Genomic DNA, 22,835 nt, shown 5'->3' with positions numbered 1-22,835 from the left:
ACCAGCCCCGGCCCTTCGTCTGGACGAAGACCGCCGACGAGATCCTCGACAAAGTCGCCGCTTACTGCCACCGAATCTCTGACTCAGGTCACTAGTCCGGCTCGTACGCGCAGGGACGGTCCCGCACCACCACTCGAAACCCATCCACACCACGGGTTCGGCCCGTACGCGCTGGGACGGTCCCTACCTGCTCTCCGGATCCGGGTGTAGAGCGGGGCCGGCCCATACCCACAGGGACGGCCCCCTCCCCATCCAGGTCGGACTGGACGACCCGAAGTCCGGCCCATACGCGCAGGGACGGTCCACCCAAGTGGCTCATGGGCTCCTCGACGATGCCGGGCATGGCGACGGCATCCGCCGGGCTGCAGGTGAAATGCCGGATCGGCTCACGCCTCGCCAGACCTGACACCAGGCTGCATGCGACTGGGGTCGTCGTCTTGTCTCGAAGGTCTCCTGACGAGCGTCGCGTACGCAGCCGGTCGGTCTGCTTCGCGAAGCCGGTGTCTGATCGGCGCCGGTCGTAGACGGCCTCGGGCCGAATCCCCGCGGCGAGAGCCGCCTGCCGGAGCACACCGTGGACAGCGAGGTGCTCGTAGAACGCCGTCCACTGTGCCTCGGTGGCAGCGGCGCTGGCGGGTTCCGGGGTGATGCGGCTGGCGGTAGCCCGGTCCATGGCCGCGGCAAAGCCGGCGTCGCGGCGTCGGCGCTGATAGACGGCCGCGGTCGTGATGCCGACCTCCGCCGCGGCCTTCGTCGTCGCCATCCCGGCACGCATGTACTCGAGGAACTGGCCGCGGCGCTCCGGCGTGAAGCGGGACGGGCGGCGTTCCGCCCGCTTCACGGTCGCGGCGGCCACCGCGTCGCATGCGGCAGCGAATGCTGGCTGGTCGCCGCGCCAGGTGCTGGCCTGACCGGCTCCGTCGAACAGGATCTGGGACGCCAGACTGGGGGAGGTTCCCAGGGCCAGCAGCCGCAGGCAGTCCGCGCGGCCGGCGATGCCGACCGCCTCGGCGCTGTCCGGGTCCACACCGGCCAGCGCGAGGGCCAGCGCCGTATCCGTCCGGGCGCCGCGCAACACCTCACGGACGGCCACCCCCAGTTCCTCCGCCACGGCCTGAACGCTCTGGCCCGTGCGCAGCCGGGCCAGCACAGCGGACCGTACGCGGGCCGGGAGCTTGTCTGACATGAGCGCACCGTAGGACTTCGCCCGCCCTGCCGGCCTTCCCGACACACCGCGTCAGTCTTTGCCCTGGTGCCACGGGGATTCCGGGCCCTGAGGGTGTCCCAGGCTGCACGGCGAAAAACGGCGGGGCCTGTGGCGCACGGAACGCGTGCCGGTGCTCACCCCACGCAGTACCGCAGTGGAGAACCTGTCAGCCGTCCAGCAGCCCTGTGATCACGATGCGCGGCATGCCGGCACCCGCTGCGCGCCCTCGGTGGCGAAGCAGCCAGGTCGTCCTCGGTGACACCGGTGTCCATGACGGCCGACAGCAGCCCACGAACTCGGGTGGAAGGAGCCCGGTGGTGCCGGACACCGCCCGTCCTTCGTGGTCGGGGACCGTTGTCTTCGGACGCGATGGACCACTCCTGAGCTTGAATGCGTGATGTCGGCCAGTCGTCCATGATCAGGCCGGTTGCGGTCCTCCCCTCTGGGGTCGAGTCGGCGCGGTCCCTAGACGGGTGACCTGGGCGCGGCTGCCGGCCCGGATAGCCCGGCGCTCCCCGGCCTCGGCGAGCGCTGCGGCTCTGGCTTCCTCTCCGGCGTCGAACGCCGCCGGAGAGAAGCGGTCGCTGGCTCTGACGTGCCGTTCCCAGTTGTCATGCCAGAACTCCACCGTCCAGCCCGGCCACAACTCTGGTACTTGGTAAGCCTGTGCTGAGGAGTAGAGGGACCACCAGCCCAGGTGGCGGCGTTCCGGGTCGAGGTGGATGCCGGAGTTGACGTGCAGATGGCAGCCTCCGTGCGCGGGGGCGTCCGCCAGACGGTTGAGCAGGGTGGCTCCCTCGCGGACTGGGTGGCCGAAGGCGTCAGAGGCGACGTGGCAGTGGCTGGTGCCGACCGTGATCACCACACCGCCTGGGTCGGGCCCGGCCAAGTCCTCGTCGCCGGGGGCCAGCAGTGGGGCCAAGGAGGGGTCCGAATCGCGGCAGCGAACGTACTCCGGGTCCAGCCCGACGTACTCACGCAGTTCGGCCGAGCCGTCGTATAGCCAGCGGACCTCCCAGCCCGGCCACGCGGCTCGGATCAGCTCGAACATGGCCGCGCGGTGGCGGAGCTCAGTGGTAGGCCCCTCCCATGCGAAGAACAGGAGCACCTTCCGGCCGAGGTCGAGCAGTATCCCGCCCTGCGCCATGGTGTCGTCCAACCACCAGCCGTCTTGGCGGAGTTCGGGAAGCATGGCGAGAACCGGCGTCGGCCCTTCCAGCAAGTCGAGGTCGATTCCGACCGCCCAGCCGGTTCGGTACAGCTCATGTGTACCGTTCTCGCGGACGACGATGACGTTGGCTCTGTCTCCCATTGGGTCAGGATGACCGGGCGGGAGGCTGCCGGCCATCCGTTTTCAGCGGCCCTGCCAGGAGGAGTGTGAGGGCGGTATCGGTGCGGGCGGCGGCAAAACACTGTGCACCCTCGCAGCCGATCGCGCGGCCGCACCATCCGGGCACCACTGGGCAGCCAGGCGTCAGCCGAGCCAGACGATGTCGATGACGTACAGGCGGCCGCTGGGCCGGTTGATGAAGTAGACCACCGACAGCTGCCCGACAGTGGCAGACCGGATGTCTTCTCCTTCAGGATCACGGCTGTCGAAAGGCGTAAAGGACCACGGGTCGCGGGAGGCAAGGTCCACGACATCGCGGACCATCTCCACCGCATGATCGGGGAGCGCCGTGAGCACCTTGGCAGCCTGTGGGGAGAGGCGGGCCGGCCATCCGCTCATGAACGCGCGCCCAGGACGTCTTCCAGGCCGATGCCGTCGGAGTCGTCCAGCCCGGAGGCGATGAATGCGTCGACGGCCGAGGCGGATGCCAGACGGGCCTTCCAAACGCGGACGACCTCGTGGAGCGGGGTGAGGCTGTAGCTGTGCCGGGACGCCTCCAGGGCCTGGGCCCAGTCATGCTCGAACGCCGGCACCCATTGCGCGGCCCGGGGGTCCTTCCGGACCCGGGCAAGGAGCTCCACAGCCGCGGTGGGCTCGGGGGCCGGGGGCGGTGCGGGCGCGTATTCGGGCTGGGCGCTCAAGGGCTCCTCCAAGTGTGGCTTCTGACCACGGTACCGGGTCCGGTAAGAGTCCACAGGGGCTCCCGTGTTGTCGTTCTCCGCCGCCGAGTTGGGGGTGTCAGAGCGCCATGCCTGCCAGTGGTGGAAGGAGGCTGTCAGCAATCGTTGGTGCGCTCTGGAAGCCGCTCGGCTCGGGCTTTCGACTGCTGTCCCAGTTGCTCGCGGTGGTTCCACTGATCCGTCCGCGCCTGCCGGTTGGGGAACGCGACCGCTGGACAGCATCACCATTGCCACACAGCGTTAAGGGCATGTCACCTTCAGTATGCTTCCGGGGTGCTTATCTCCTTACCCGGGCTGGCAGCGACCACGGTCGCCGCAGTCCTGCTTGCCCTCCCTCAGCCGCTCCCGGCTGATCTGGCGGCAGCGCCCGCCGCATGTGTGCCGTCCGGTCAGGACTCCAGGGGCAGATCGTCGGTCGATACAAGTGTGATCGCGTGGGAGGACGAGACCCAGTTCGACGACGCACGCACCTACGCGGTCGGACAATGGAGCGCCGGGGCACTCACACGGGTGAAGTTCCACCCGGACACGGTCTCGGAGATCGCCGACCTGGAGTGGAACGACATCAACAGCGGGAGCGGGGACTGGGAGAGCGTCCTGGGCCAATGGTCGGGCCGGCCTGGCACCGACACGATCACGCTGAACGCCTTCTACCTCGGCGCCAAGGGCAGCCGGGGCACCACCGCCCACCGGCGCCGGGTCGCCACGCACGAGCTCGGCCACGCGCTCGGCTTCTGCCACAAGGCCGACACGGCGGCCTCGGTCATGTGGACAGACAACAGTGCGGCGGCCCGCTTCGGCATCGACGGCGTCCGGGAGTTCGACCGCAAGGCCTACCACCAGTTGTGGGGATGACATGAAGAAGCAGACCGTGGTGGCCGTGTCGGCGGCCGTCGCCCTTGCTCTCGGTGCCGGCGGCTGGATCGGCTGGAGCGAGTACCGCGATGCCAACACCACCAGCGATGTCCTCTACGCCTACGACACGAACAGCCCGTCCGTCGTCGCCCGACACGCCACAGCGGTCTTCACCGGCACCGTCCTGAAGGACACGGGCCGCCGCAGCGTCGAAGGCCTGCCCTCGGACACTTATCTCGTCCGTGTCGCCGAGGTCCTCAAAGGCACCGCCGTCGGCGAGCTCGTCATCACCCAGAGCGTCGACGGCGAGGCCGCCCGGTACGCGGTGGGCGAGACGTACATGTGGGCCACCAACGCCAACTCCCAGCGTGAGGATGGCGCCGCCCAGCTCTACGACGCCGAGCCCCGTCCAGCGGACGCCGCGTCCATCGCGACTTGGACGGAAGCCGTCGCGCAGACCAGGTGAAGGCCCGGTCGGCTGAAGGGGCAGGTACGTCGTGCTGCGCCGTTGGCGGCCGCAGCCCGGGCGTGCGCTGCTCCCATGGGTCAAGGCCTCTGCCGGTCACTGGCGTCTTCGTAGCCGCTTCGCGTTGGACGCCTTGTGCCTCCGGTTCCCGCGGCGATCACTGCGGCTGGCCTGATTCGCGCTACCGCGCGGCAGTCCATGGGGAGACTCCCCGTCCATGACCCACCTGATCCGCAGCCTTCCTCAGTCGGGTGACCCGCAGTACGCCCATATCCGTGTCCAGGACCACGCATGCGAGGGCGAGGAGAACCTGGGGCATCCGCAGCTGGACTCCCTTGCCGTGGGTGCTCACTCCTTCGCCGTTCTCTCCGACCATGGCCTGATGGGTTTCGCCCCGATGGTGCGGCTGGAACTCTGGGGCGGTCAGCCGCCGGCCCCCGCGGACGGCGAGGAGAACGCCGGAGAGGCGAACCTTCCGGTACGGGCGTCGCAGGACTACCCGGAGGGTGCGGTCATCCTCCGGACACTGGCCGGCGGCCCGTACGGTGCGGCCTTCCCCCTGGCCGGTCCCGGCAACTACCAGGCCCGTGTCCTGCGCCGGACTGGTGTGTCCTTCCGGATCCAGCTGTGGCGCTCCCGGGTCACTGCTCAAGGGCCGTCCCGGACCGCGGCGATGGCTCTTCCGGTGCGCCACCTGCTCGCCGCCGCACGGGTCGCCGGGCACCGGCTGGAGGTACTCGATGGCGCCCGGCCGGGCCTAGCGCGTCCGGGGCTGCCAGAGCCCAGCCGGCCCGGCACCGCGGACGGTGGCTTCAGCGTCTGGTCATCGCGGCCTGAGCACACGGCTCTGGCCCGTCTGCAGCTGCTGAGCGGTGAACCGTCTGCCACGCAGCCGCCTCTGGAGGCGGGCGGCGAGTGTGTGATCACGGTCGTAGAGGGATCGTCCGGTGAAGGGACGGTGGTGGTCGTCGGCCCTGAGGGGCGCTTCAGCGATCCTCTGGTGCTCGGGGAACCGGGAACCTACCAGGTGCGCATCGAGCGGGACACGGCGATGGCATACCGGCCGCAGGGCTTCGGCGACGACGGCCACGAAATTATCCACATTGCCATCTGGCCGACAGGCCGCCAGTAGGCAGTCAGGGCCCGTGCGCGACTGCGCACGGGCCCTGACGAGGGGTGGCTGCTGCTATGAGCCGATGGCGACGAAGAAACCCTCGCGGTTGAGGATCCTCTCGTCCTGGTACCAGGTGGCCAGGAGCTGCCCGGCGGTGTTGTTGTGCGTCTGCCGGAGCTTGGTTACATCCGGGCCTGGGTCTTCTGCTTGAGGCGTTCGTAGGGTGTCCGGCCGTCGAGAGCGCCGTGTGGGCGGTGGTAGTTGTAGTAGTCCTCCCATTCTCGGAGCTTTTCGTTCAGCACGCCGGTGTCGTCGATGACGACGCCGGCAAGCATGCGGTAGAACTCCTCGGCGTCGATGCGGTGTGAGCGTTCGACCTTGCCGTTGAGGTGCGGGGACGCCGGCTTGATGTAGGTGTGGGCAATGCCCTTGTCGAGCACGTGCCAGTGGAAGGCGGTCTGGAACTCTGCTCCGTTGTCCGTCTGGATGACTTCGACGCGGAACGGCAGCCGCTCCAGGACGTAATCGAGGAATTGGACTGCGGTCTTCTGGTCGCACCGCGGGTAGATCCGCAGGACCCGCAACCGGGCGCAGTCGTCGATTGCGGTGAACTGGTAGTACTTGGCCCGGCGGCGGGTCTTGGGGGCTTCGCCTGTGACCGGGGCCGGGGTCTTGCCCGTCGCGGCCGGGGCACCGACGGGCTCGATGAACTTGACGTCGATCTGGACGCGGTTGCCGGGCAGCTGCTTCTCGTAGCGTGTGTGGCGCCGGTCGTGGCGCTTGTAGCGCTGAGAGGCGGGCAGTCGGTTCAGGTCCAGTCGTTTGAGGATGCGGTATACGGCTGAACAGACGATGTCGATGTCGTGGTACCGCTTGAGGTACATCTTGATCTTCATCGGGCCGAAGTGGTAGTTCTGCCGGAGGTAGACGATCTTGTTCACGATGTCGGCGTCGGTGGCGTTTGGGCTGGTGTGCGGCGCGCTGGAGCGGTCGCGAAGCCCGTCGAGCCCTTCCTCCTGGTAGCGGCGCTGCCACTTGTAGAAGCAGTTTCGGCTGATTCCGTAGTACCGGCAGGTCAGCGAGACGTTCCCGGTGACCTCCTCGGCGTGTCGCAGCACCGCCAGACGTCGCTGGGCCTGGCGGTCCCGCTGCTGTTGCGGCGAAGGGGGCATGGCAAATCTCCGTCACGATCGGAGACCCATGTGTAACCAACGTCCGGCAGTTTTATATCCAGGCTGCCGTGCTGCCAGGCGGTACGGGCGTAGGCGGCTGCGAGCTGGGTCTTGCCGACCCCGCCCATGCCGGTCAGGTCCTGGCCCAGCACCGCCGTGCCGCCGCCGGCGACAGCAGCCCGCAGCCAGGTCGCCTCGGCGAGGTTCTGGAATGTCAGGGCTCGGGAGGGGATCACGCCTACCTGGTGCGGCCAGGCCGCTGGCTCGCGAGGCGCGGCCTGGGTGTTGACCTGGCTGGTTATGCCGATCGCCATGTTGTGGCCGGCGGCGTGAACCGTGCCGACCTCCGGTCGATCACTGCCTGCAGGCGGCGAGGGCGGGCTCTGGGTTGCCGGTCCGTTCAGCCCTGGGCCGGATCCGGCTGGGAAGGGGTGCCGATGCTCGCACCCCCGTGAAGTACGGCTGCGGCGATCGAACCCTGCTCCGCCTTCACATTCACGTCGCGGCCGGCGGCGATCCCGCCCTGTCCGGCCGAGCCGCCGGCCTGCGGAGCATGGCTTTACCTGCTCCGGCCCCGCGGCCTCCAACGCGCTCGCGGTCTGGCCAAGCCGTTCCAGCTCGGCGCTCTCCCGCTGGGCGTTCCCCCCACGGCCGAACCACTCCGCCACCTGCTGCCGGAATCCGGTCCACACATCCGTACCCGCAGCCTGGACCACGGCCGTACCACCCGCCGCAGCCACCGCCGATTCCCCAGGACAAGGCACGATCCTGTGCGTCCGAGGCCACCACCGGCGACCTTGAGCAAGCAGTGCCCAGAGCACCCAGGGATTCACGAGGTGGTCGGGCGACTCCGTAGGGCAGAGAAGGTCAGCCTGCCGGTCGGGCTCTACGCGGCCACCGACAGCCGCACAACCCACTTCCACCAGCTCCAGCGCGGCGCCTCCGACCGGATCCGCAACAAGCGGATCAACGAGCGCACCGGCAAGGAGGTCGACCTCGATGACACCGTCAAGGGCTACGGCAACTGGCGACGAGTACGTCCTGGTCGAGCCGAAAGAGCTGTACGAGATCGCTCCCGGCCGCTCCCGCTCGGTGGACATCGCCGGGTTCGTCGACCTGGCAGAGGTAGACCCGATCTTCTTCGACAAGACCTACTACCTCGCCCCCCGCGGCGCCGAGTACGGGAAGGTCTACGCCCTGCTGGAGCAGGCATTGGCCAAGACCGGCAAGGCGGGAATCGCCACCTTCTACTCGGCTGGTTGGAGGAGATCCGCGACAACCTCGTCGCCCGCATCGTCGAGGCCGAGCGCGAAGGCTGGCTGGGTGTTGAGCGACGCTGAAGATGAGCATGAAGGCGACGTGCTGGTTGTCGATGGGATGGGATGAAACGACCCCGGCGGCCGTCAGGCCGCCGGGGTCGTCGTGAACACGGTGTCGGCTTCGTGCTCACTCTGTCGCGTGGGTCTCGGTGATGGCAGTGCGGGTGGAGGACTCGTCGACGATGCCCTTCTCCTCGGTGAAGGCGGCGATGAGGGACTGCCAGGCGATGTTGTTGACGGAGCGGGGCAGGCCGCGGCTGGTGAGGTGGATGAGTTCGATGGCGTCGTCGGAGAACAGGGGGTCCTGACGTCCGGCGATCGTGACGTGGTGCTTGATGTAGCTGGCGGTCTCCTCTTTCGTCATCGTGGGCATCTGATAGCTGGTAGAGATCCGCTGGTCCCGGGCCGCCAGGACGCCGTGCTTCATACGTTCGCGCAGGGTGGGCTGGCCGATCAGCAACACCGCGAACGGCGTGGTGGAGTCCATGTCGTAGTTGGTGAGCATGCGGATCGCGTCCAGCTCCTGGTGGTCGAGGAGGTGTGACTCGTCGATCACGACGGCCGGCGTCCTGCCCCGTTCGTCGACCTCGGCGGCCAGGGCGGCGGATGCCTGGGTGGCGAGAGCGGACAGGTGGAACTTGGGGGTGCCACCCAGGCTGGTGACGATGCGGTCGTAGAGGCCGCGCATGCCGACCTCGGGGTTGGGCTGGTAGATGACCGTGAACCGGGCCGGGTCCAGGGAGGCGACGGCGCCCTTGAGGGCGACGGTCTTGCCGGATCCGACTTCGCCGGTGACCACGCCGATCGCCCAGTAGTTGATGCACCACGCGATGCGGGCGGCGGCTTCCCGGTGGGAGTGGTGCTGGTGGAGCATGGACGGGGCCAGGTTGCGGCCGAAGGGACACGGGTGAACCCGAAGTACCCCTGAACGCGGTCGGTCATCGCGGTCCCCGCCCGTCGTCCATCAAGGACGAGTAGTTGATGCCCTTGGCGGTGTTCGCCGGGTGCGTGTCGTCGAGGATCTTCAGGTAGTCGATTCCAGTCGGCGGGGCCGGCTCCGGCGGTGTCTCCGGGCTCACCTTGGGATGGGTGTGACGGCCCACCCGGTGCGGGAGTGCTTTGCCCGCCGTCTTCCCCGAGGCCCTCACCTCGATCTCGGTCAGGTCGAACGGGTCGAAGACCAGCTCGACCTTCGTTCCGGCCAGCATCGGGTCGACCTCGTAGCTGTTGCCGTGCAGGTTGACCGTCGCGGTCTTCGTCACGGTCCGGAACTCTGACCACAGAAACGCCTCCCGAAGATCAGCGGGGCTGGGCAGCGGCAGCGGCGGCGGCCGGGGAATCGAACCCAGCCACCGTTCGATCGGAGGCTGCCCCGTCTCCGAGTGCACCGTGCGCTGATAGACCGTCTCCACCCACGCGGTGAAGAGCCTGTTCATCTCGGTGAGGTGCTCAATCCGGCCGGCGCGTTCGTCACCGAGCTCGACCAGGAACTGGTCACGGACGGTGCGGAAGAACCGTTCGATCTTGCCCCGGCCCTGCGGCCGGCCGGGCTTGGAGTGGGTGAGCCGGATGGCCAGGGACGCGCAGGCCCGCAAGAGCCACGAGTCCACGAACGCCGACCCGTTGTCGACGTAGATCGACTCCGGGACCCCGCGGGAAGACAGCGCGGGCCGCAGGGCCGCGGCCAGGCGGACGGTGTCCCCGGCGAACCCGAACCGGTGACCCACGATCGCCCGGCTGTGATCGTCGATGAACGCGAACAAGTAAGTCTTCCGGCCGCCGATCTTCGGCCCGTGGAGCGCGTCCCCGGTCCACAGCTCGTTGCCGCGGGTTGCCTCGAACCGGCCGAACACGCTCTTCTCGCCGCCAGCGCCGGTCAGGCCGGCGTCAGCGAAGTGCCGCTGCAGGGTCCGGTCGGTCGGCGACCAGCCCTGTGTGGTCCGCAGGATCCGCTGGATCTGCGCGGCCGTGCGGGCGGGATTCTCCTTCTTCAACGCGGCCGCCAGGTCCAGGACCTCGACCGGCGTCCGCGGGGTGACCTGCCGCTAGGCGGGAACCAGGGCGGGAAACGAGCAATGGTCAAGACTTGTGGATCGGCTCATTGGCTGCGATCGCCGTCCAGACCTGCTGATCAAGGTCGTCGACCGGGCGGTCGCCGCTGACGACCAGGTCGCAGCCGCCACGCAGGGGTTCGACATGCCGTTCATGCGCGGCACGCCGGTGGTTGAGGTAGTTGCGCGGGAGGACGTCGAGGGGGAAGCCGTCCCGCAGGCACTCGCGCTGGATCTTCCGGGCCAGGCGCCGGTCGGCAGGCAGGTCGACGAAGCTGTCGAACCGCACGTTCGCTGTTCGCGGGGTGACATGACGGGCGAAGAGGCCGTCCACGATGACAACGGGCGAGCTGGCCAACGCGGCGTCGGTGTCGTGCGCGAGACGCGTGAAATCCAGCGACCGGGGATCGCCGACGTCCAACCGCGGCACCCCGGATTCATCCGGCTCCCAAACCCCCTGCTCAGGAGTGAGGAAGTAGTAGTCGTCACCGTGGAGTACCCGCGCTGGCCCCCGGGGCGTCGTAGCCGCCAGTGCGGTAGCCAGTGTGGTCTTTCCCGCCCCGGCACCTCCAGTCAGCGTGACCAGCATGTTCACTCCTCGCTGTCGTGGTGACGCCCGGAGCATCGCATACGACCCGAGGACTCACGCCACCAGGTCCGAGGCGCGCTGGGGCTACCCGACGAGCTGTTCTTCTCCACCCTGACCCGATGTCTACTACGCCGCGGCCAGTTCGCCTCCCGCGACGAACTGGCCGCGGCCATCGACACCTTCGTCTTGGCCTAGGACGAACACGACGCCAAGCCCTACCGCTGAACCTACGACGGCAGCCCACTCAAAGCCGCTTGAACCCCCGAAGGATCAACGCGGCGCTGCACTAGTACTGGAAGAGTACTTCCGGATTGTTCGGCGAGGGGCCGTCCAGCAGCGAACTGTGGATCCCCTTCAGCGTCTGGTCGAAGAACGCCGTCACGTACTCACGCGTGATCACGATTCCACGTTCGGGGTCGAGGGGCGGCGTCGGGAACCCGGCCTCCTCCTCGAGCAGGTCCACGTCGGTGAAGCTGGGATGGTTGGCGCCGGTGACCGCCAGCCACTTCTTGTAGCCGCCGAGGGCGGCCCAGGCCTGCCCCCAGTTGTCGCCACCGCCGGCCGAGTGGTAGGCGGCCGCACCCAGCATGAGGAACGGCCGGTTGATCTGGCCGGGCATCGGGGCCGGGTGGAAGGTGCCGTCCATGTTCACTCCGGCCAGTACTCGCGGGTCGGCGATCATCGTGGTGGCGGCCGCCGCTCCGCCGATGGAGTGTCCGGCCATGCCGATCTCGTGCTTGTCGATGAGGTGTGCCAGGCGCCACGCGGTATTGCCATGCGTCAACTGGTCGATCACGAAGGACACGTCCAGCGCGCGGCTGGCGGTGACCGTGTCCATGTCGAGGTTCGGGTCATCGCAGATGGCGCACGGCGGCGTCTGGCCGTTCGCCAGCGTCTCGCCGCTGTCCTCGTGGGTGTGGCCGACGAGCGCGACGACATAGCCGTGACTGGCCAGGTCGGTCGCGAGCGAGGTGAGCACCATGCGCGGGTCCCCGAACCCGGGTGAGAGGACCACCAGCGGATACTTGCCCCTCTGCGGCCGCGCGCGGTCGAAGGTGTGAGTGGTGACGCTGGAAAGGTTCTGCGGGGTGATGCCGGAGCTCGCCGGTATCTTCCCGTGCTGGATGTGTCCGGCTGCCTCGGCGAGGGTCATGTAAGGGGCCGGAGTCCCGGTCTCGGGGACGGCCGGGTAGACCATCGTGACGGTCAGTTGGCGGGGGCCGGATGACGGCACCCACGGGTCGGGACGGCTCGCGTCGGTGAGGTGGATGACGTCCTCGCCGGCGGCGTAGGGGCCGGTCGGCGCGGGGAGCGTGCCTTGGAAGGACCGCGTGGGCGCGGTGGCCGTGGCCGTGGCCGGTGCGGTGTCGAACGCGTGCGTGGCCACCGGTGTGGCCGACGGTGTGGTCGTGGCGGCGAACCCGGCGCCGGTTCCGGTGACGAGGGCGGCGAGCGCCAGCACCGCGACAGCGCTGATACGGCGATTGCGTTTCATGGGATCGACGCTAGGTTCCGCAGCTCCTCCGTCGCGTCGGCCGGTGGATGTCACCGTTCCCCAGGCCGTCGGCCCGGGGGTGTACCCCGCGTACATCCCCGGGACGACGCGCGGAGCCGACGCCGCTGAATACGATCTCCGTATGGAAGAGCTTCTCCAGCGTCTCTCGACATCGGAGCGCATGACCTGGCTGACGGACCAGGCCGTGGTGCTGGCCACCGCCTGCTTCTACGCGGTCATGCTCTGCTGGTCGATCGCTCAGGTTCCGCACCACGAAGGCCTGTTCCGGTTTCCCGGCCTCGGGCCCTTCCAGATCCAGATGATGGGTCTGTGCGTCGTGCTCGCCCTTCCGGTTCTGCTGATGCGCCGTCTGCCGGCGGCGGTCTTCGCGGCGATCCTGGGCGAATCGGTCCTCGGCGACATGTTCGGCGTGCGGCCCTGGATCGTGTTCGTCCTGCTCGTCGTCTTGGGCGGGTACCTCGCCGTCCGGCGGCCGAAGGCTGCCGCCGTCGGCTCCGTCGCGGCCGTCGTGGCCGCGTTCGTCGAGAACATCAACGTCTACCCCGGGGAGAACATCGGCGACGCGGCCCAGTGGGCCGGGCAGTTTGCGTTGTGGTTCGCGGTCGCGTGGGTCTTCGGGGGGGTGTATCGCAAACGCCGTGAATACCTCGGAGCCTTGCATGAGCAGAGGGCGGCCCGCGCCGTCATGGCCGAGCGGCTGCGGATCGCCCGCGAACTGCACGACAGCGTCGCGCACAGCATCGGGATCATCACGGTGCTGTCGGGAGCGGCGGCGCGGGTCGTGGACACCAAGCCCGAGCAGACGCGGCAGGCGCTGACCGGCATCGAGACCACCAGCCGGGAGACGCTGCTGGAGCTGCAGCGCATGCTCGGGGCGCTCCGCCGCGCCGAGCCGGACGACGCCATGCCGGGGGCCGCTCCACTGGCGCCGGCCGGCAGCCTGGCCGATATCCCGCGGCTCGCCGAACGCACGGCCGACGCCGGGGTGCGGGTCCACGTGACCTGGCAGGGCGAGCAGCGTCCGCTGCCGCCGGAGATCGAGCTGTCGGCGTTCCGGATCGTCCAGGAGTCGGTGACGAACGTGGTGCGGCATTCCGGGGCGCGGACGTGCCGGGTCGCGGTCGGTTACGAGCCGACAGGAGTGAGGATCGAGGTGGTGGACGACGGGGACGACGGTCCCGGCACGCCCGGCCGTCCGAGGCCCTCGGCGGCGGCCGGCGGGAGCGGCTTCGGCCTGCTCGGCATGCGCGAGCGGGTGACGTTGCTGTCCGGCCAGTTCAGCGCGGCCCGGCGTCCGGAGGGCGGATTCCGGGTGACGGCGAGGCTCCCGGCATGAGCGTGCGGGTGCTGCTGGCCGACGACCAACCCCTGATGCTGCTCGGGCTCGCGATCCTGATCGGCGACACCGCCGACCTGGAGGTGGTCGGCGAGGCCGGCGACGGCCGCGAGGCGGTGCGCCTGGTGCGTGAACTACGGCCGGACGTCGTGGTGATGGACATCCGGATGCCGGGCATGGACGGGATCGAGGCGACCCGGCAGGCGACCGCCGAGCCGGCCCCGCCCAAGGTCTTGGTGCTGACGACCTTCGACGACGACGAGTACGTCTACGGCGCACTGCGCGCCGGGGCCAGCGGATTCCTGCTCAAGAGCATGGCCCTGGACGCGATCCTGGAAGCGATCCGCGTGGTGGCGGCCGGCGACGCGTTGATCGCGCCGAGCGTCACCCGACGGCTGATCGCCGACTTCGCCGGAACGTCCGGCCCCGCGGCCCCCGAACCGGACACCGCGCCCGCCCAGGACTCACGTCTCATCGCAGAGATCACCGACCGGGAGCGCGAGGTGCTGGCACTGGTCGGACAGGGACTGTCGAACGCCGAGATAGCCGAGCGGTTGCTGATCAGCGCGGCGACGGCGAAGACCCATGTCGCACGTCTGTTCGCCAAGCTCGAAGCCCGGGACCGCGTCCACCTGGCGATCATCGCCTACGAGAACGGACTCACGCCGGGTAGACGGTAGGGCAGGGTGAGAAGAACGATCGCCGACCACGAGTTCGCCGCGTTCGCCAGATGCGCGAGCTCACCCACCTGGCCGCGGCGGGATTCGGGCCGAGGTTGTTCAGGAAGTCACGGACCGGTGCGGGTGTCGAGAGCGTGGTAGCCCGCTTCCGGGGTCGAGGAGGATCGGACCGAGCAAGAACCTTTAGCAAGGTCAGCGCCTTGTACGTGCTTCATCGCTGTTTCACTGGCGTGTTCGCGCGCTGTCTCAACGAACCGACCTGAGAAACGCGCCGCGCGGTCGTGGTCCGCAGATGGATCCAGTGCTCGGCCGGGAAGTCGTAGAACGCCAGCAGCTCATCGGCGTCTGCGGTGATCTTCGCGACGGCCTTGGGCCACTTCGCACCGTAGGTCTTCGCGAACGCCTCGACCGCATGCTCGGCGTGGGCGCGGTCCTCGGCGTTGCAGATCTCCTGCATCGCCTTCAACGCGCCCGGCTGCGCGGACTTCGGCAGGGCATTTGTGACATTGCGGGATTTGTGAACCCAACACCTCTGATGGCGGGCCGCAGGGAACGCCTCGGCCAAGGCCCGCCACAGCCCCGTCGCCGACAACCAGTTCGGGGTCGCGCATGCCCCGGCGGCGGCAGTCCCGCAGCAGGTCCGCCCACGAGTCCGTGGAATCCCGCAGCCCCTCCGCGAGCGCGATCAGCTCCTTCGTGCCGTCCAGCCGAACCCCGAGCAGGACCAGGACGCAAGAGTGCGCCTGCCCCAACCGGATCTTGGGGTGCACCCCGTCGGCCCACACGTAGACGAAGTCCCGGTCGGACAGGTCCCGGGCCTGGAAGACGGCGTGGTCGTCGCCCCACTGCTTGGTCAGTCGGGTAACCGTGGCCGGCGACAGCCCGGCGGCTGAGCCGAGGAACCGCTCAAGCGCGGGTACGAAGTCCCCCGACGACAGGCCGTGCAGTTAGAGCAGCGGCAGCACCTCACCGACCTTGGGCGACCTGCGGCACCACGGCGCCAGGATCTTCGAGGAGAACCGCTTGCGCTCGCCGGTGGACTCGTCCACGCGGCGGTCGTTCACCCGCGGCGCGGTGACCTCGACCGGGCCGGCAGCGGTGACCACGGTCCGGGACCGGTGGTGGCCGTTGCGGACTACCAGGCGGTGCCCCCGCTCGTCCGTCTCGGCCGCCAACTCGGCTATGCACTGGTTGGCTTCCGCCTCCAGTGCGGCGGCCAGCATCCGGCGGGCACCCTCACGGACGATCTCATCGATCAGGGAGCCGGACTCCGTCGAACCGTCGGCATTCACTACGCTGAGCACGGGCGTGCCTTCCCGACCCGCGCTGCAACGCGGGCCTACTCGGTGACCATCAAAGGACCATTCGGGAAGGTACGCACTCCGCGTGCCACCCCGAAACCGATCCACAGGTCTTGAGCATTGCTCGTATCGATCGCGTGCGTCAGCAGCGTCATATCGCTGAAGACCTCATCGGGATCGGAACCGCTGGCGAGCAAGCGGGCCAGGGCTTCCGCATCCTCGTGCTCGACCGCGTGATGGGCTGGCGTCCAGAAGTCACTCATCACCGCATTCAACAACGGTCGAGATGCCTCCACCAACGGCGAGCCGTCGGCAGCCAATCGAGATGGCCTCTGACTCCGGCGCCGACGCTTCGGCCGGATGAGGCCCGGGACGTGGTCAGCGACAGTCGTTGAGCCAGTCACCCGGGATCAGGTCACGAACGCGGTCGAGGTCTTCTGACGTCCGACCGCGGGCCAGAACGGCCGCGCCGTCGTCGTCACGGAGAAGGACGTCCTGGCCCAGGAACCAGCGGCTTGCGTACTCCTCCTCACCGATGGGATAGACGGGGAAAGGCAGCCGGACGGCGATCTCCTCCAGCAGCCCGATGCTGGTGTCGTCTGGGTCGAGGAAATCGCAAAGCTCTTCATCGGCCTGCAGAGACTCAGACAGCACGATCTCGACGAAGCAGAGCGAAAGACGCTCCAGCCACTTCTCCCAGCGCTCGGTGCTCTCGTCGGCGAGGTCAGGTCGCATGAACACCGCAGGATCTTCGTCCTGGAGGCTGTCGAGGAGGATGCCCCATGATGCGGCTCCCTGGTTCTCATGACGCAAGACCAGTGCCTCATTGGCGTCATCCACATACAGCTCGGCCGGGCCGAGCAGCACATCGTGGTTGCTGATGAGGTCCCGGCGGCGCCCGAACAACAGATATGCCTCACGCAACGCTGCCGGCAGCCGGACACCCAGCCTCTCCTCAGCAGCGACCAGATCGGCCTCCGCCCACCCGTCACCGCTCTCCAGGGCATCAGCCCAGTGGGCAGCGAAGCCCTGGATGAAGCTCCATGCACCTCTACGGCCTTCGATGCCTTCGGCAAGAGACGCAGCAAATTCGAACTTTTGTGTCATGCCAGGACGGTATCCGTCCCGTTCATCGAGCCCCTCAACACCCCGACACACCGACGAAGCGTTCTCCGGACTCAGGTTCTGGCTCAACTTCTCCGGAATTCCTCTTCCAAGGCCAGTGGCAGAACCGCAACGAAGCTCGACGACTTCAAGCCGTACTTGCACGAGCGGTGGGCCGAGGGCTGCACGAACGCCTGGACCCTCTGGAAGGAGATCCAGAGCCACGGATACGCCGGGCCCCGTCCGCCCCTGGGACCCGTCGTTTGGATCACCTGGTAGTTGGCCAAGGCTGCTGACCGGAGAGTCGATCGCGGTGCCGATTGTGGCGTGGGCGTCGGCGCGGAGGACTTCGCACGAGCTCACTGGAGCAGTTCGAAGTGGGGGTGGTACGGAGAAGACGGGCAGACGTGGAGCTGCAGATTGCTGCCACCGGCGATGTCGATCAAGGTGAAGTTGCCGTCCCGGGCGCCCAGGGGCGGCGGGCCCGGGGTCGGCCGGTCCTCCTCGGCGATCCAGGTCGCGCTGCCGCCGTCCCATTCCGAGGAGGCAATGGTGAGGAGCGGGACCTCCTCTGTGCCGCACTCCGGGCAGGCGCGGTCGACGGGGTCGGTGGGGCTCCAGCGGGTCCAGCCGCCGGTCTTCCAGCCCGGGGCGGTGCAGAGGTTGTTCAGGTAGAGCTCGCCCGGATCGTCCGCGTACGCGTTGTACTGCGCGGGGTCGATCGTCGCCCAGCGGCTCTCGTCGTCCAACTGGTCTCGAAGCTCATTGCTCAGCTCGCTGGGGTGGGGGTAGTCGGTGACCTGCTCCGGTGAGAACAGGCACGGCTCCGGGAAGTACCAGCCGTCCTGGACGATCGGCGGCTCGGGCGGTGCGTCGAGGACGTCGGTGACGGTGGCGGAGGACCGCCAGAACAGGGCGGTCTTGGGGTGTGCCATCTCGTGGTCGAAGGGGCACCACAGGACTTGGAGCAGGTCCGCGTCGGGCGGGCAGGGGAAGGGGATGTCGCGGGCGTAGAGCTGGGCGACGGGCAGTAGGGGCGTCGGGCCGTCGAACCACGGGCGGCCCTCCTTGAGCCGCTCCCAGTTCGCCCGCTCCTCGGGGGTGGCCTCGGGCGCCCCGGGGTCGAGGTGCAGCCGCTCGGTCGCTGCGGCGAGATCGCGGCGGAGGATGCGGACGTCGTCCGGGGAGCGGGGCACTTGCGACGCCCGGCTGTCGTGCGGCTCGTCGCAGTGGGGCCACGGCTCGTCGGCGGGCCACAGGAGCGGACCGCCGGCGGAGCTGTCGTGCACGGTCGGCGATCCCGGCCGTGGGTGCAGCCGGGTCGCCGTCCGGGCCAGCGGGGCCAGTTGGGGGAAGAGCGGGGTGACGTCGAACGGCCGCGGCGGGGTGGTATATGTGGCGTTCATAGCGGTGATGCTGTCAGCGGCCGCTGACAATGGGTGTGTCAATCCCCGTCAGGGCGACGTGATTGCGCTGCACGCGCTGCGGTGGCCCGACGAAATCCGCTACCCCTCCCAGGTCCCCCGTCCCGAACACCGCCGTCTCCGGCCAGGAGATCCACGCCAGCCTCATGCTGCCCATGACGGTTACACGGCGCCCTGGACCGCTCACGGGCGCGGCGGACCGGCGGGTTCCACCGCCATGGCTCCCCAGACCGGCCCCCTGCACGGCCGACCGCCGCCGGCGGGCCGCCAGCCAGAGGAGGCCTAGGACAGCGGACGCCAGCAGGGCCAGGACACCCGCGATGATCAGTGAGCCGTAGAGGACGCCGGTGCGCAGGGTCTCCTTCTCGGGGAGGGCCACCCCGAGCACCTGGGTGACCGGCACGGTGCCTCCCGGCGTCATCCGCATGCGGTAGCGGGAGTCGGCGGAGTTGCCGCGGTTGTCGCCGAGCAGGAAGACGCGCCCCTGCGGGACCGTGACCGAGAACGGCCCGGCAGAACCGGCCGTCGGGTCGCCGTCCTTCACGTACGGCTCGTCCAGGGGCGGGCCGCCCAGCGCGAGGCGGGAGGCGGGAGGCGCCGGGCTCGTACGCGATGGTGTCGCCGCCCACGGCCACGACCTGTTCGACCACCGGGCCCCCGGGGTCCTCGCCGCCGTCCATGGGGCCCACCGTCACCAGCACCACGTCCCCGCGCCGGACTTCGACCGTGTCCTTGCGGGACAGCAGCGGATCACCCTTGGTGTAGGTGGGGTCCATCGCCGACCCCAAGTACGTCGCGGCCCGCACGCACGCTGGGCGGGGGCGGCGGAGTCTTGGCCGAGGAGCCTGCGGATGGCTTCCTTCGCGCGCACGACCTGCGTCCGGCAAGCGAAGCCTCCCAGCAGCTCAGCCTCGACCCGGCCGACGACCGTGCCCTCGCCATCCAGACGGTCACCGACCGAGCCCGCGCCCGTTACGGGCCCGGAACCATCCGCCCGGCCACACTCGCCCACACCAAACAGGCCAACGCCGGAATTCCTGGCCCGAAACCGTCCTTGCCAGTGCTGCCGCCCTCCGGAGGGAACCATCCGTGAGCACACCGATCACCCCCACACGAACGCCTGTACTCACCTGCGCCCCGTCCCAGGTCGGCCCCTGTGCCAAATGCCGGCAGCCCTGCTGCCGCTACGGCCTCGGCGCGAACTCGCTTTCTCTTGGGGTGGATCAGCTGTGGTGTGACGTGGGGTGAGGTGGATTCGTTGAGCTCCTGGGACTCGTTCTCGGGGGGTGTGGCTCTGCGGCGGGTTGTTGCACGATTCGATGCAGGAGTTGCTGATGCGGGCAGGCGAAGAAGCTGTCCGACGAGGACCGGCGAGGACTGACCGCGCTGTTCTGGTCGAACATCAACCCGTACGGCACCTTCCGCCTCGACATGGACAAGCGGCTCGACCTGCTGCCTGCCCTGGTGCCCGGGCCGCGCCGGGCGGCGGATGATGGCGTTCAAGCAGCAGGCTCGGTATCCGGCCGCTGAACCGGAGCAACACCGCCGCCCGCGTCGTGACCACCCGCAACCTTCCATGGACGTGACCCAGGCGGGAGCATTCTGGTGTCGGTGGACGGGGGTGGCAGACCATGGGGCGTAGACGGGGGTGGCAGACCATGGGGCGTAGACGGGGTGGGTGGGCCGGGTCGGCGGTAGCGGGAGCAGCCGCAGTGGTGGCGGCTGTGCTGGGGCCGGTGACCAACTACGCCAGTGACGCGGTGCCTGGCTGGGCGGCGCAGGCGTGGGTGATCTGGCCGGTGTTCGCCGTGCTGGTGGCGGTCAGCATCGGGCTGTTGCTGTGGGGCCGACATCTGGATACCGCAGCAAGGCCCCCGGCGCGGCCGGCACCGGTGAGCCGACTGGCCCGGGGCCAGCAGGCTTCGTTACGCCCCCCGCATGTTCAGCGCGTGCGGGGGCGTGAGGACGAACTCGCCGTGCTGACAGGCATGCTTCGGCGGCCACAAGGCCGGTTCGCGGTGCTGTGCGCGGTCGGCGGGATGGGCAAGACAACGGTGGCCGCGCAACTGGCCGCCCAGGCCGAGGCGGCGGGCTGGCGAGTGTTTTGGGTGCGCTGGCGCGACGGTGCCGAGCTGGCGCAGCAGATGGTGCAGGCGGCGCTGGCCTGCGGCCTTCCAGAGGCAGAGCTGGAGGCCGCGCGAGCGGGGCAGGCGAGCCTGCCGGATGTGGTCTGGCGACAGTTGGGCCGGGTGCGGCAGTGGCTGCTGGTGGTGGACAACGCCGACGAGCCGCACGAGATCGGCCCGGCAGGGGAGCCGGTGGCCGACTATCGCGGCTGGATCCGTCCTTACGGCCGGGGCCTGCTGGTGGTGACCAGCCGGGATGGCAGCGAGCAGACCTGGGGTCCGTGCGCACAGCTGCTGCCACTGGCGCCGCTGCCGATGCGGCCTGCGGGGCAGGTCCTGCTGGACGCTGCTCCCGCAGCCGGCACCACCGAGCAGGCCCGAGAGCTGGCAGCGCGACTGGGCGGGCTGCCACTGGCGTTGCGCGCGGCCGGCACCTATCTGGCCGGACCCACCAGCCGCTACCGCACCTTTGCCGCCTACCGCCAGGCCCTGGAACAGGAACTGCGGTTCTTGTTGGGAGCGGCGCACCCGAATGCCTCCCATCCCCAGGTCGCCCGCGCCGTGGTGCGGCACACCTGGGAGGTTTCCTTGGATCAGCTCGCCGGGGAGGGCAACGCTTTGGCCCGCCCCGTGTTGCGACTGCTGGCCCTGCTGGCTCAGGCCCCCGTCCCACTGTCCCTGATCACCCCGGACCTGCTATCCGTCGTCACCGGACACGACGTCACCGCGGTGGCCCTGGAGGCCGCGTTCGCCGGCCTGCACCGCTACGGTCTCCTCGGCCTGCCCCACTCTCCCGGCAGCACCGGCCCGGCGTCGGGCAGCAGTGAGGGGGCGCAGACGGTGCTGCATCCCCTGATCCGAGAGATCAACGCTGTCGCCCTCGCGGCCGAGACCTCCGATCTCGCCGTGTGGCACCAGGCCCTTGCCGAGCGGCTCACCACGGCCGTGCACGAGGCCAACCAGCGCGGGCGCGCTGGTTGGCCTGCAGCCGTGCTCCTCGCCCCCCACCTGCCGCTGCTGCTCGACTATGCGGACCCGCGCACTGCCACACACCACCGCACCACTCTCAACGACCTGGCGCAGGTGCTGCAGAAGGCTGGCGCTTTCGGTGCGGCGCGCCTGCTGCATGAACGGGTCCTCGACGTCGAGACCCGCATGCTGGGCCCCGAGCACCCCGATACCTTGACCAGCCGCAACGACCTGGGCAATGCCCTGTTCGGAATGGGAGAGCCGGCCGAGGCAATAGGCCTGCTCCGGCAGACCCTGGAGGACCGCACACGAATCCTGGGCCCCGTGCACCCCGATACCTTGACCAGCCGCAACGACCTCGCATGCGCTTTGGACGGGACGGGTGAGCACGCCGAGGCGGTAGGTCTGCTGCGGCATACCCTCAACGACCGTACCCGTGTCCTGGGCCCCGAGCATCCGCATACCCTGGCCAGCCGGGACAGCCTCGGTCTCGCGCTGGACGGGATGGGCGAGCACGCACAAGCAGTGCGCATGCACCGGAGCACCCTGGACGACCGCATCCGTGTCCTGGGCCCCGAGCACCACCTCACCCTGCTCAGCCGCCACAACCTCGCCAGCGCCCTGACCAGGGCGGGTGAGCAGACGGAAGCGATACAGCTGCTGCGGCAGGCGCTCAACGACCACGCCCGCATTCTGGGCGACGAGCATCCGCACACGCTGGCCAGCCGGGACAGCCTCGGTCTCGCGCTGGACGGGATGGGCGAGCACGCACAAGCAGTGCGCATGCTCCGGCAGACCCTGGAGGACCGCACCCGCATCCTGAGCCCCGAGCACCCGGATACCCTTGCCAGTCGCCACAACCTCGCCCTCGCTTTGACCAGTGCAGGTGAGCAGGCCCAGGCGATAGACCTGCTGCGCCGAACCCTCGATGACCGCGTCCGCATCCTGGGCGACGAGCACCCGCATACCTTGAGCACCCGCAACGCGCTGGAGACAGCGCTGGCCATGTCCACCCAACGGCCACAGAGCCGTTGGTGGCACCGGCGGCGGCGCAGGAACGTCGCAGCCGGTGGCGGTGCGAGTCGCTGATGCCGGCGGTAGGCTCGGCCGCCCGTCCCTCGCTGATGCGGACCCTGCCCCGTAGCCGGTCGTGGAACGCCACATCCAGGCCCTGGCGGCGCCAGCGGCGGAAGAATGCGTAGACCCGTTCCCACGGCGGGAAGTCGGCGGGCATCGCCCGCCACTTGACGCCGTTGTCGACGACGTAACGCACCGCGTCGAGTATCTGCCGGTGTCAGTAGCCCTCCGGCCTTCCGCCCCGCCCTCCAGCCAGGCCGGCACCGGAAGCAAGAGCCGCACGGCCGCCCACTCCGCGTCCGTCATGTCCGACGGATACCGGCGCACCCGATCGGGATGATCGGCCGCGTTGCCGTACCCATGCGCGAGACAATCGCACGAGACGGCAGACGAGTTGAAACGGAAGGGCGCGGGCGCGTACAACAACGACAACAGGGCCTCCGGGAACCGCTCGGAATG

The 22,835-nt window shown here is 69.2% G+C and carries 20 protein-coding genes and 3 pseudogenes; 8 read left to right on the top strand and 15 right to left on the bottom strand.

The window, feature by feature from the left end; translation table 11 throughout:
- Nucleotides 1-91: 91 nt before the first annotated feature.
- The 4 genes from ACZ5D2_RS10385 to ACZ5D2_RS10370 form a co-directional block, all read right to left on the bottom strand.
- A complete protein-coding gene (locus tag ACZ5D2_RS10385; RefSeq protein ID WP_468928561.1) occupies nt 92-1,186 on the bottom strand; it encodes a hypothetical protein in 1,095 nt (364 codons plus the stop codon).
- 439 nt (nt 1,187-1,625) lie between these two features.
- Entirely contained in the window at nt 1,626-2,519 is an 894-nt protein-coding gene (locus ACZ5D2_RS10380) for a hypothetical protein (protein WP_468928559.1), read from the bottom strand.
- Between the two features lie 162 nt (nt 2,520-2,681).
- Nucleotides 2,682-2,894: a hypothetical protein gene (locus tag ACZ5D2_RS10375; protein WP_468928557.1), complete on the bottom strand. Its 213-nt coding sequence runs from the start codon at nt 2,892-2,894 to the stop codon at nt 2,682-2,684.
- A 38-nt stretch (nt 2,895-2,932) separates the two neighbouring features.
- Nucleotides 2,933-3,238 (bottom strand): DUF6247 family protein, encoded by a 306-nt coding sequence (locus ACZ5D2_RS10370; RefSeq protein ID WP_468928555.1) that lies wholly within the window; start codon nt 3,236-3,238, stop codon nt 2,933-2,935.
- 465 nt (nt 3,239-3,703) lie between these two features.
- Here ACZ5D2_RS10370 and ACZ5D2_RS10365 point away from each other — a divergent pair, with 465 nt between their 5' ends.
- From ACZ5D2_RS10365 to ACZ5D2_RS10355, 3 genes are all read left to right on the top strand, one after another.
- Nucleotides 3,704-4,132: a matrixin family metalloprotease gene (locus tag ACZ5D2_RS10365; protein WP_371681012.1), complete on the top strand. Its 429-nt coding sequence runs from the start codon at nt 3,704-3,706 to the stop codon at nt 4,130-4,132.
- A 1-nt stretch (nt 4,133) separates the two neighbouring features.
- Complete coding sequence (locus ACZ5D2_RS10360; RefSeq protein WP_371681011.1) at nt 4,134-4,598, top strand: hypothetical protein; 465 nt, start codon at nt 4,134-4,136, stop codon at nt 4,596-4,598.
- A gap of 217 nt (nt 4,599-4,815) precedes the next feature.
- The gene (locus ACZ5D2_RS10355; protein ID WP_468928553.1) at nt 4,816-5,730 is read left to right on the top strand and encodes a hypothetical protein; all 915 of its coding nucleotides are present in this window, start codon (nt 4,816-4,818) and stop codon (nt 5,728-5,730) included.
- Nucleotides 5,731-5,894: 164 nt separating this feature from the next.
- Here the strand turns inward: ACZ5D2_RS10355 and ACZ5D2_RS10350 are convergent, their stop codons facing one another.
- Nucleotides 5,895-6,884: an IS481 family transposase gene (locus ACZ5D2_RS10350; protein ID WP_468928551.1), complete on the bottom strand. Its 990-nt coding sequence runs from the start codon at nt 6,882-6,884 to the stop codon at nt 5,895-5,897.
- 770 nt (nt 6,885-7,654) lie between these two features.
- Here ACZ5D2_RS10350 and ACZ5D2_RS10345 point away from each other — a divergent pair.
- Nucleotides 7,655-7,843: pseudogene (locus ACZ5D2_RS10345) on the top strand (hypothetical protein); the annotation flags it as partial.
- 40 nt (nt 7,844-7,883) lie between these two features.
- On the top strand, nt 7,884-8,270 hold the full coding sequence (locus ACZ5D2_RS10340) for a Ku protein (protein WP_468928549.1): 387 nt from the start codon (nt 7,884-7,886) through the stop codon (nt 8,268-8,270).
- Nucleotides 8,271-8,330: 60 nt separating this feature from the next.
- On the opposite strand, the gene ACZ5D2_RS10335 is transcribed toward ACZ5D2_RS10340, so the two are convergent.
- From ACZ5D2_RS10335 to ACZ5D2_RS10320, 4 genes are all read right to left on the bottom strand, one after another.
- The gene (locus ACZ5D2_RS10335; RefSeq protein ID WP_468928547.1) at nt 8,331-9,077 is read right to left on the bottom strand and encodes an ExeA family protein; all 747 of its coding nucleotides are present in this window, start codon (nt 9,075-9,077) and stop codon (nt 8,331-8,333) included.
- Nucleotides 9,078-9,141: 64 nt separating this feature from the next.
- Complete coding sequence (locus tag ACZ5D2_RS10330) at nt 9,142-10,197, bottom strand: transposase (protein WP_468928545.1); 1,056 nt, start codon at nt 10,195-10,197, stop codon at nt 9,142-9,144.
- Nucleotides 10,198-10,282: 85 nt separating this feature from the next.
- Nucleotides 10,283-10,843 carry a hypothetical protein gene (locus ACZ5D2_RS10325; protein WP_468928543.1) on the bottom strand — a complete coding sequence of 187 codons (561 nt, stop codon included), beginning with the start codon at nt 10,841-10,843 and terminating at the stop codon, nt 10,283-10,285.
- A 286-nt stretch (nt 10,844-11,129) separates the two neighbouring features.
- Complete coding sequence (locus ACZ5D2_RS10320; protein ID WP_468928541.1) at nt 11,130-12,338, bottom strand: alpha/beta hydrolase family protein; 1,209 nt, start codon at nt 12,336-12,338, stop codon at nt 11,130-11,132.
- Between the two features lie 142 nt (nt 12,339-12,480).
- Here ACZ5D2_RS10320 and ACZ5D2_RS10315 point away from each other — a divergent pair, with 142 nt between their 5' ends.
- Together ACZ5D2_RS10315 and ACZ5D2_RS10310 are read left to right on the top strand one after the other, a co-directional pair.
- Nucleotides 12,481-13,695 carry a sensor histidine kinase gene (locus ACZ5D2_RS10315; RefSeq protein ID WP_468928539.1) on the top strand — a complete coding sequence of 405 codons (1,215 nt, stop codon included), beginning with the start codon at nt 12,481-12,483 and terminating at the stop codon, nt 13,693-13,695.
- Nucleotides 13,692-14,375, top strand: a complete 684-nt coding sequence (locus tag ACZ5D2_RS10310) for a response regulator (protein WP_468928537.1) — start codon at nt 13,692-13,694, stop codon at nt 14,373-14,375. Before ACZ5D2_RS10315 ends, ACZ5D2_RS10310 begins: the two co-directional genes overlap by 4 nt.
- A 280-nt stretch (nt 14,376-14,655) precedes the next feature.
- On the opposite strand, the pseudogene ACZ5D2_RS10305 reads toward ACZ5D2_RS10310, so the two are convergent.
- The 6 genes and pseudogenes from ACZ5D2_RS10305 to ACZ5D2_RS10280 all read right to left on the bottom strand — a co-directional run.
- Nucleotides 14,656-15,679, bottom strand: a pseudogene (locus ACZ5D2_RS10305) (IS256 family transposase); the annotation flags it as partial.
- 35 nt (nt 15,680-15,714) lie between these two features.
- Entirely contained in the window at nt 15,715-15,939 is a 225-nt protein-coding gene (locus ACZ5D2_RS10300) for a hypothetical protein (RefSeq protein WP_468928535.1), read from the bottom strand.
- A 115-nt stretch (nt 15,940-16,054) separates the two neighbouring features.
- Complete coding sequence (locus ACZ5D2_RS10295; protein WP_468928533.1) at nt 16,055-16,783, bottom strand: SMI1/KNR4 family protein; 729 nt, start codon at nt 16,781-16,783, stop codon at nt 16,055-16,057.
- Between the two features lie 356 nt (nt 16,784-17,139).
- Nucleotides 17,140-18,186: a hypothetical protein gene (locus ACZ5D2_RS10290; RefSeq protein WP_468928532.1), complete on the bottom strand. Its 1,047-nt coding sequence runs from the start codon at nt 18,184-18,186 to the stop codon at nt 17,140-17,142.
- 13 nt (nt 18,187-18,199) lie between these two features.
- The gene (locus tag ACZ5D2_RS10285; RefSeq protein ID WP_468928582.1) at nt 18,200-18,778 is read right to left on the bottom strand and encodes a S26 family signal peptidase; all 579 of its coding nucleotides are present in this window, start codon (nt 18,776-18,778) and stop codon (nt 18,200-18,202) included.
- A 40-nt stretch (nt 18,779-18,818) separates the two neighbouring features.
- Nucleotides 18,819-19,010, bottom strand: a pseudogene (locus tag ACZ5D2_RS10280) (S24/S26 family peptidase); the annotation flags it as partial.
- A gap of 930 nt (nt 19,011-19,940) precedes the next feature.
- On the opposite strand from ACZ5D2_RS10280, the gene fxsT reads away from it, so the two are divergent.
- On the top strand, nt 19,941-22,388 hold the full coding sequence (gene fxsT, locus ACZ5D2_RS10275) for an FxSxx-COOH system tetratricopeptide repeat protein (RefSeq protein WP_468928530.1): 2,448 nt from the start codon (nt 19,941-19,943) through the stop codon (nt 22,386-22,388).
- The last annotated feature ends 447 nt before the right edge of the window (nt 22,389-22,835 follow it).

Source organism: Streptomyces sp. NPDC031479, from assembly GCF_055581065.1.
Note: the sequence above shows the minus strand (reverse complement) of the source record. Positions and strands in the feature narration are given on the sequence as shown.

Bases quoted from the DNA above. Each gene is read 5' to 3' on its own strand.
- ACZ5D2_RS10385 (WP_468928561.1), bottom strand. From the start codon at position 1,186: ATGTCAGACAAGCTCCCGGCCCGCGTACGGTCCGCTGTGCTGGCCCGG.
- ACZ5D2_RS10380 (WP_468928559.1), bottom strand. From the start codon at position 2,519: ATGGGAGACAGAGCCAACGTCATCGTCGTCCGCGAGAACGGTACACAT.
- ACZ5D2_RS10360 (WP_371681011.1), top strand. From the start codon at position 4,134: ATGAAGAAGCAGACCGTGGTGGCCGTGTCGGCGGCCGTCGCCCTTGCT.
- ACZ5D2_RS10355 (WP_468928553.1), top strand. From the start codon at position 4,816: ATGACCCACCTGATCCGCAGCCTTCCTCAGTCGGGTGACCCGCAGTAC.
- ACZ5D2_RS10350 (WP_468928551.1), bottom strand. From the start codon at position 6,884: ATGCCCCCTTCGCCGCAACAGCAGCGGGACCGCCAGGCCCAGCGACGT.
- ACZ5D2_RS10340 (WP_468928549.1), top strand. From the start codon at position 7,884: ATGACACCGTCAAGGGCTACGGCAACTGGCGACGAGTACGTCCTGGTC.
- ACZ5D2_RS10335 (WP_468928547.1), bottom strand. From the start codon at position 9,077: ATGCTCCACCAGCACCACTCCCACCGGGAAGCCGCCGCCCGCATCGCG.
- ACZ5D2_RS10325 (WP_468928543.1), bottom strand. From the start codon at position 10,843: ATGCTGGTCACGCTGACTGGAGGTGCCGGGGCGGGAAAGACCACACTG.
- ACZ5D2_RS10320 (WP_468928541.1), bottom strand. From the start codon at position 12,338: ATGAAACGCAATCGCCGTATCAGCGCTGTCGCGGTGCTGGCGCTCGCC.
- ACZ5D2_RS10315 (WP_468928539.1), top strand. From the start codon at position 12,481: ATGGAAGAGCTTCTCCAGCGTCTCTCGACATCGGAGCGCATGACCTGG.
- ACZ5D2_RS10310 (WP_468928537.1), top strand. From the start codon at position 13,692: ATGAGCGTGCGGGTGCTGCTGGCCGACGACCAACCCCTGATGCTGCTC.
- ACZ5D2_RS10300 (WP_468928535.1), bottom strand. From the start codon at position 15,939: ATGAGTGACTTCTGGACGCCAGCCCATCACGCGGTCGAGCACGAGGAT.
- ACZ5D2_RS10295 (WP_468928533.1), bottom strand. From the start codon at position 16,783: ATGACACAAAAGTTCGAATTTGCTGCGTCTCTTGCCGAAGGCATCGAA.
- ACZ5D2_RS10290 (WP_468928532.1), bottom strand. From the start codon at position 18,186: ATGAACGCCACATATACCACCCCGCCGCGGCCGTTCGACGTCACCCCG.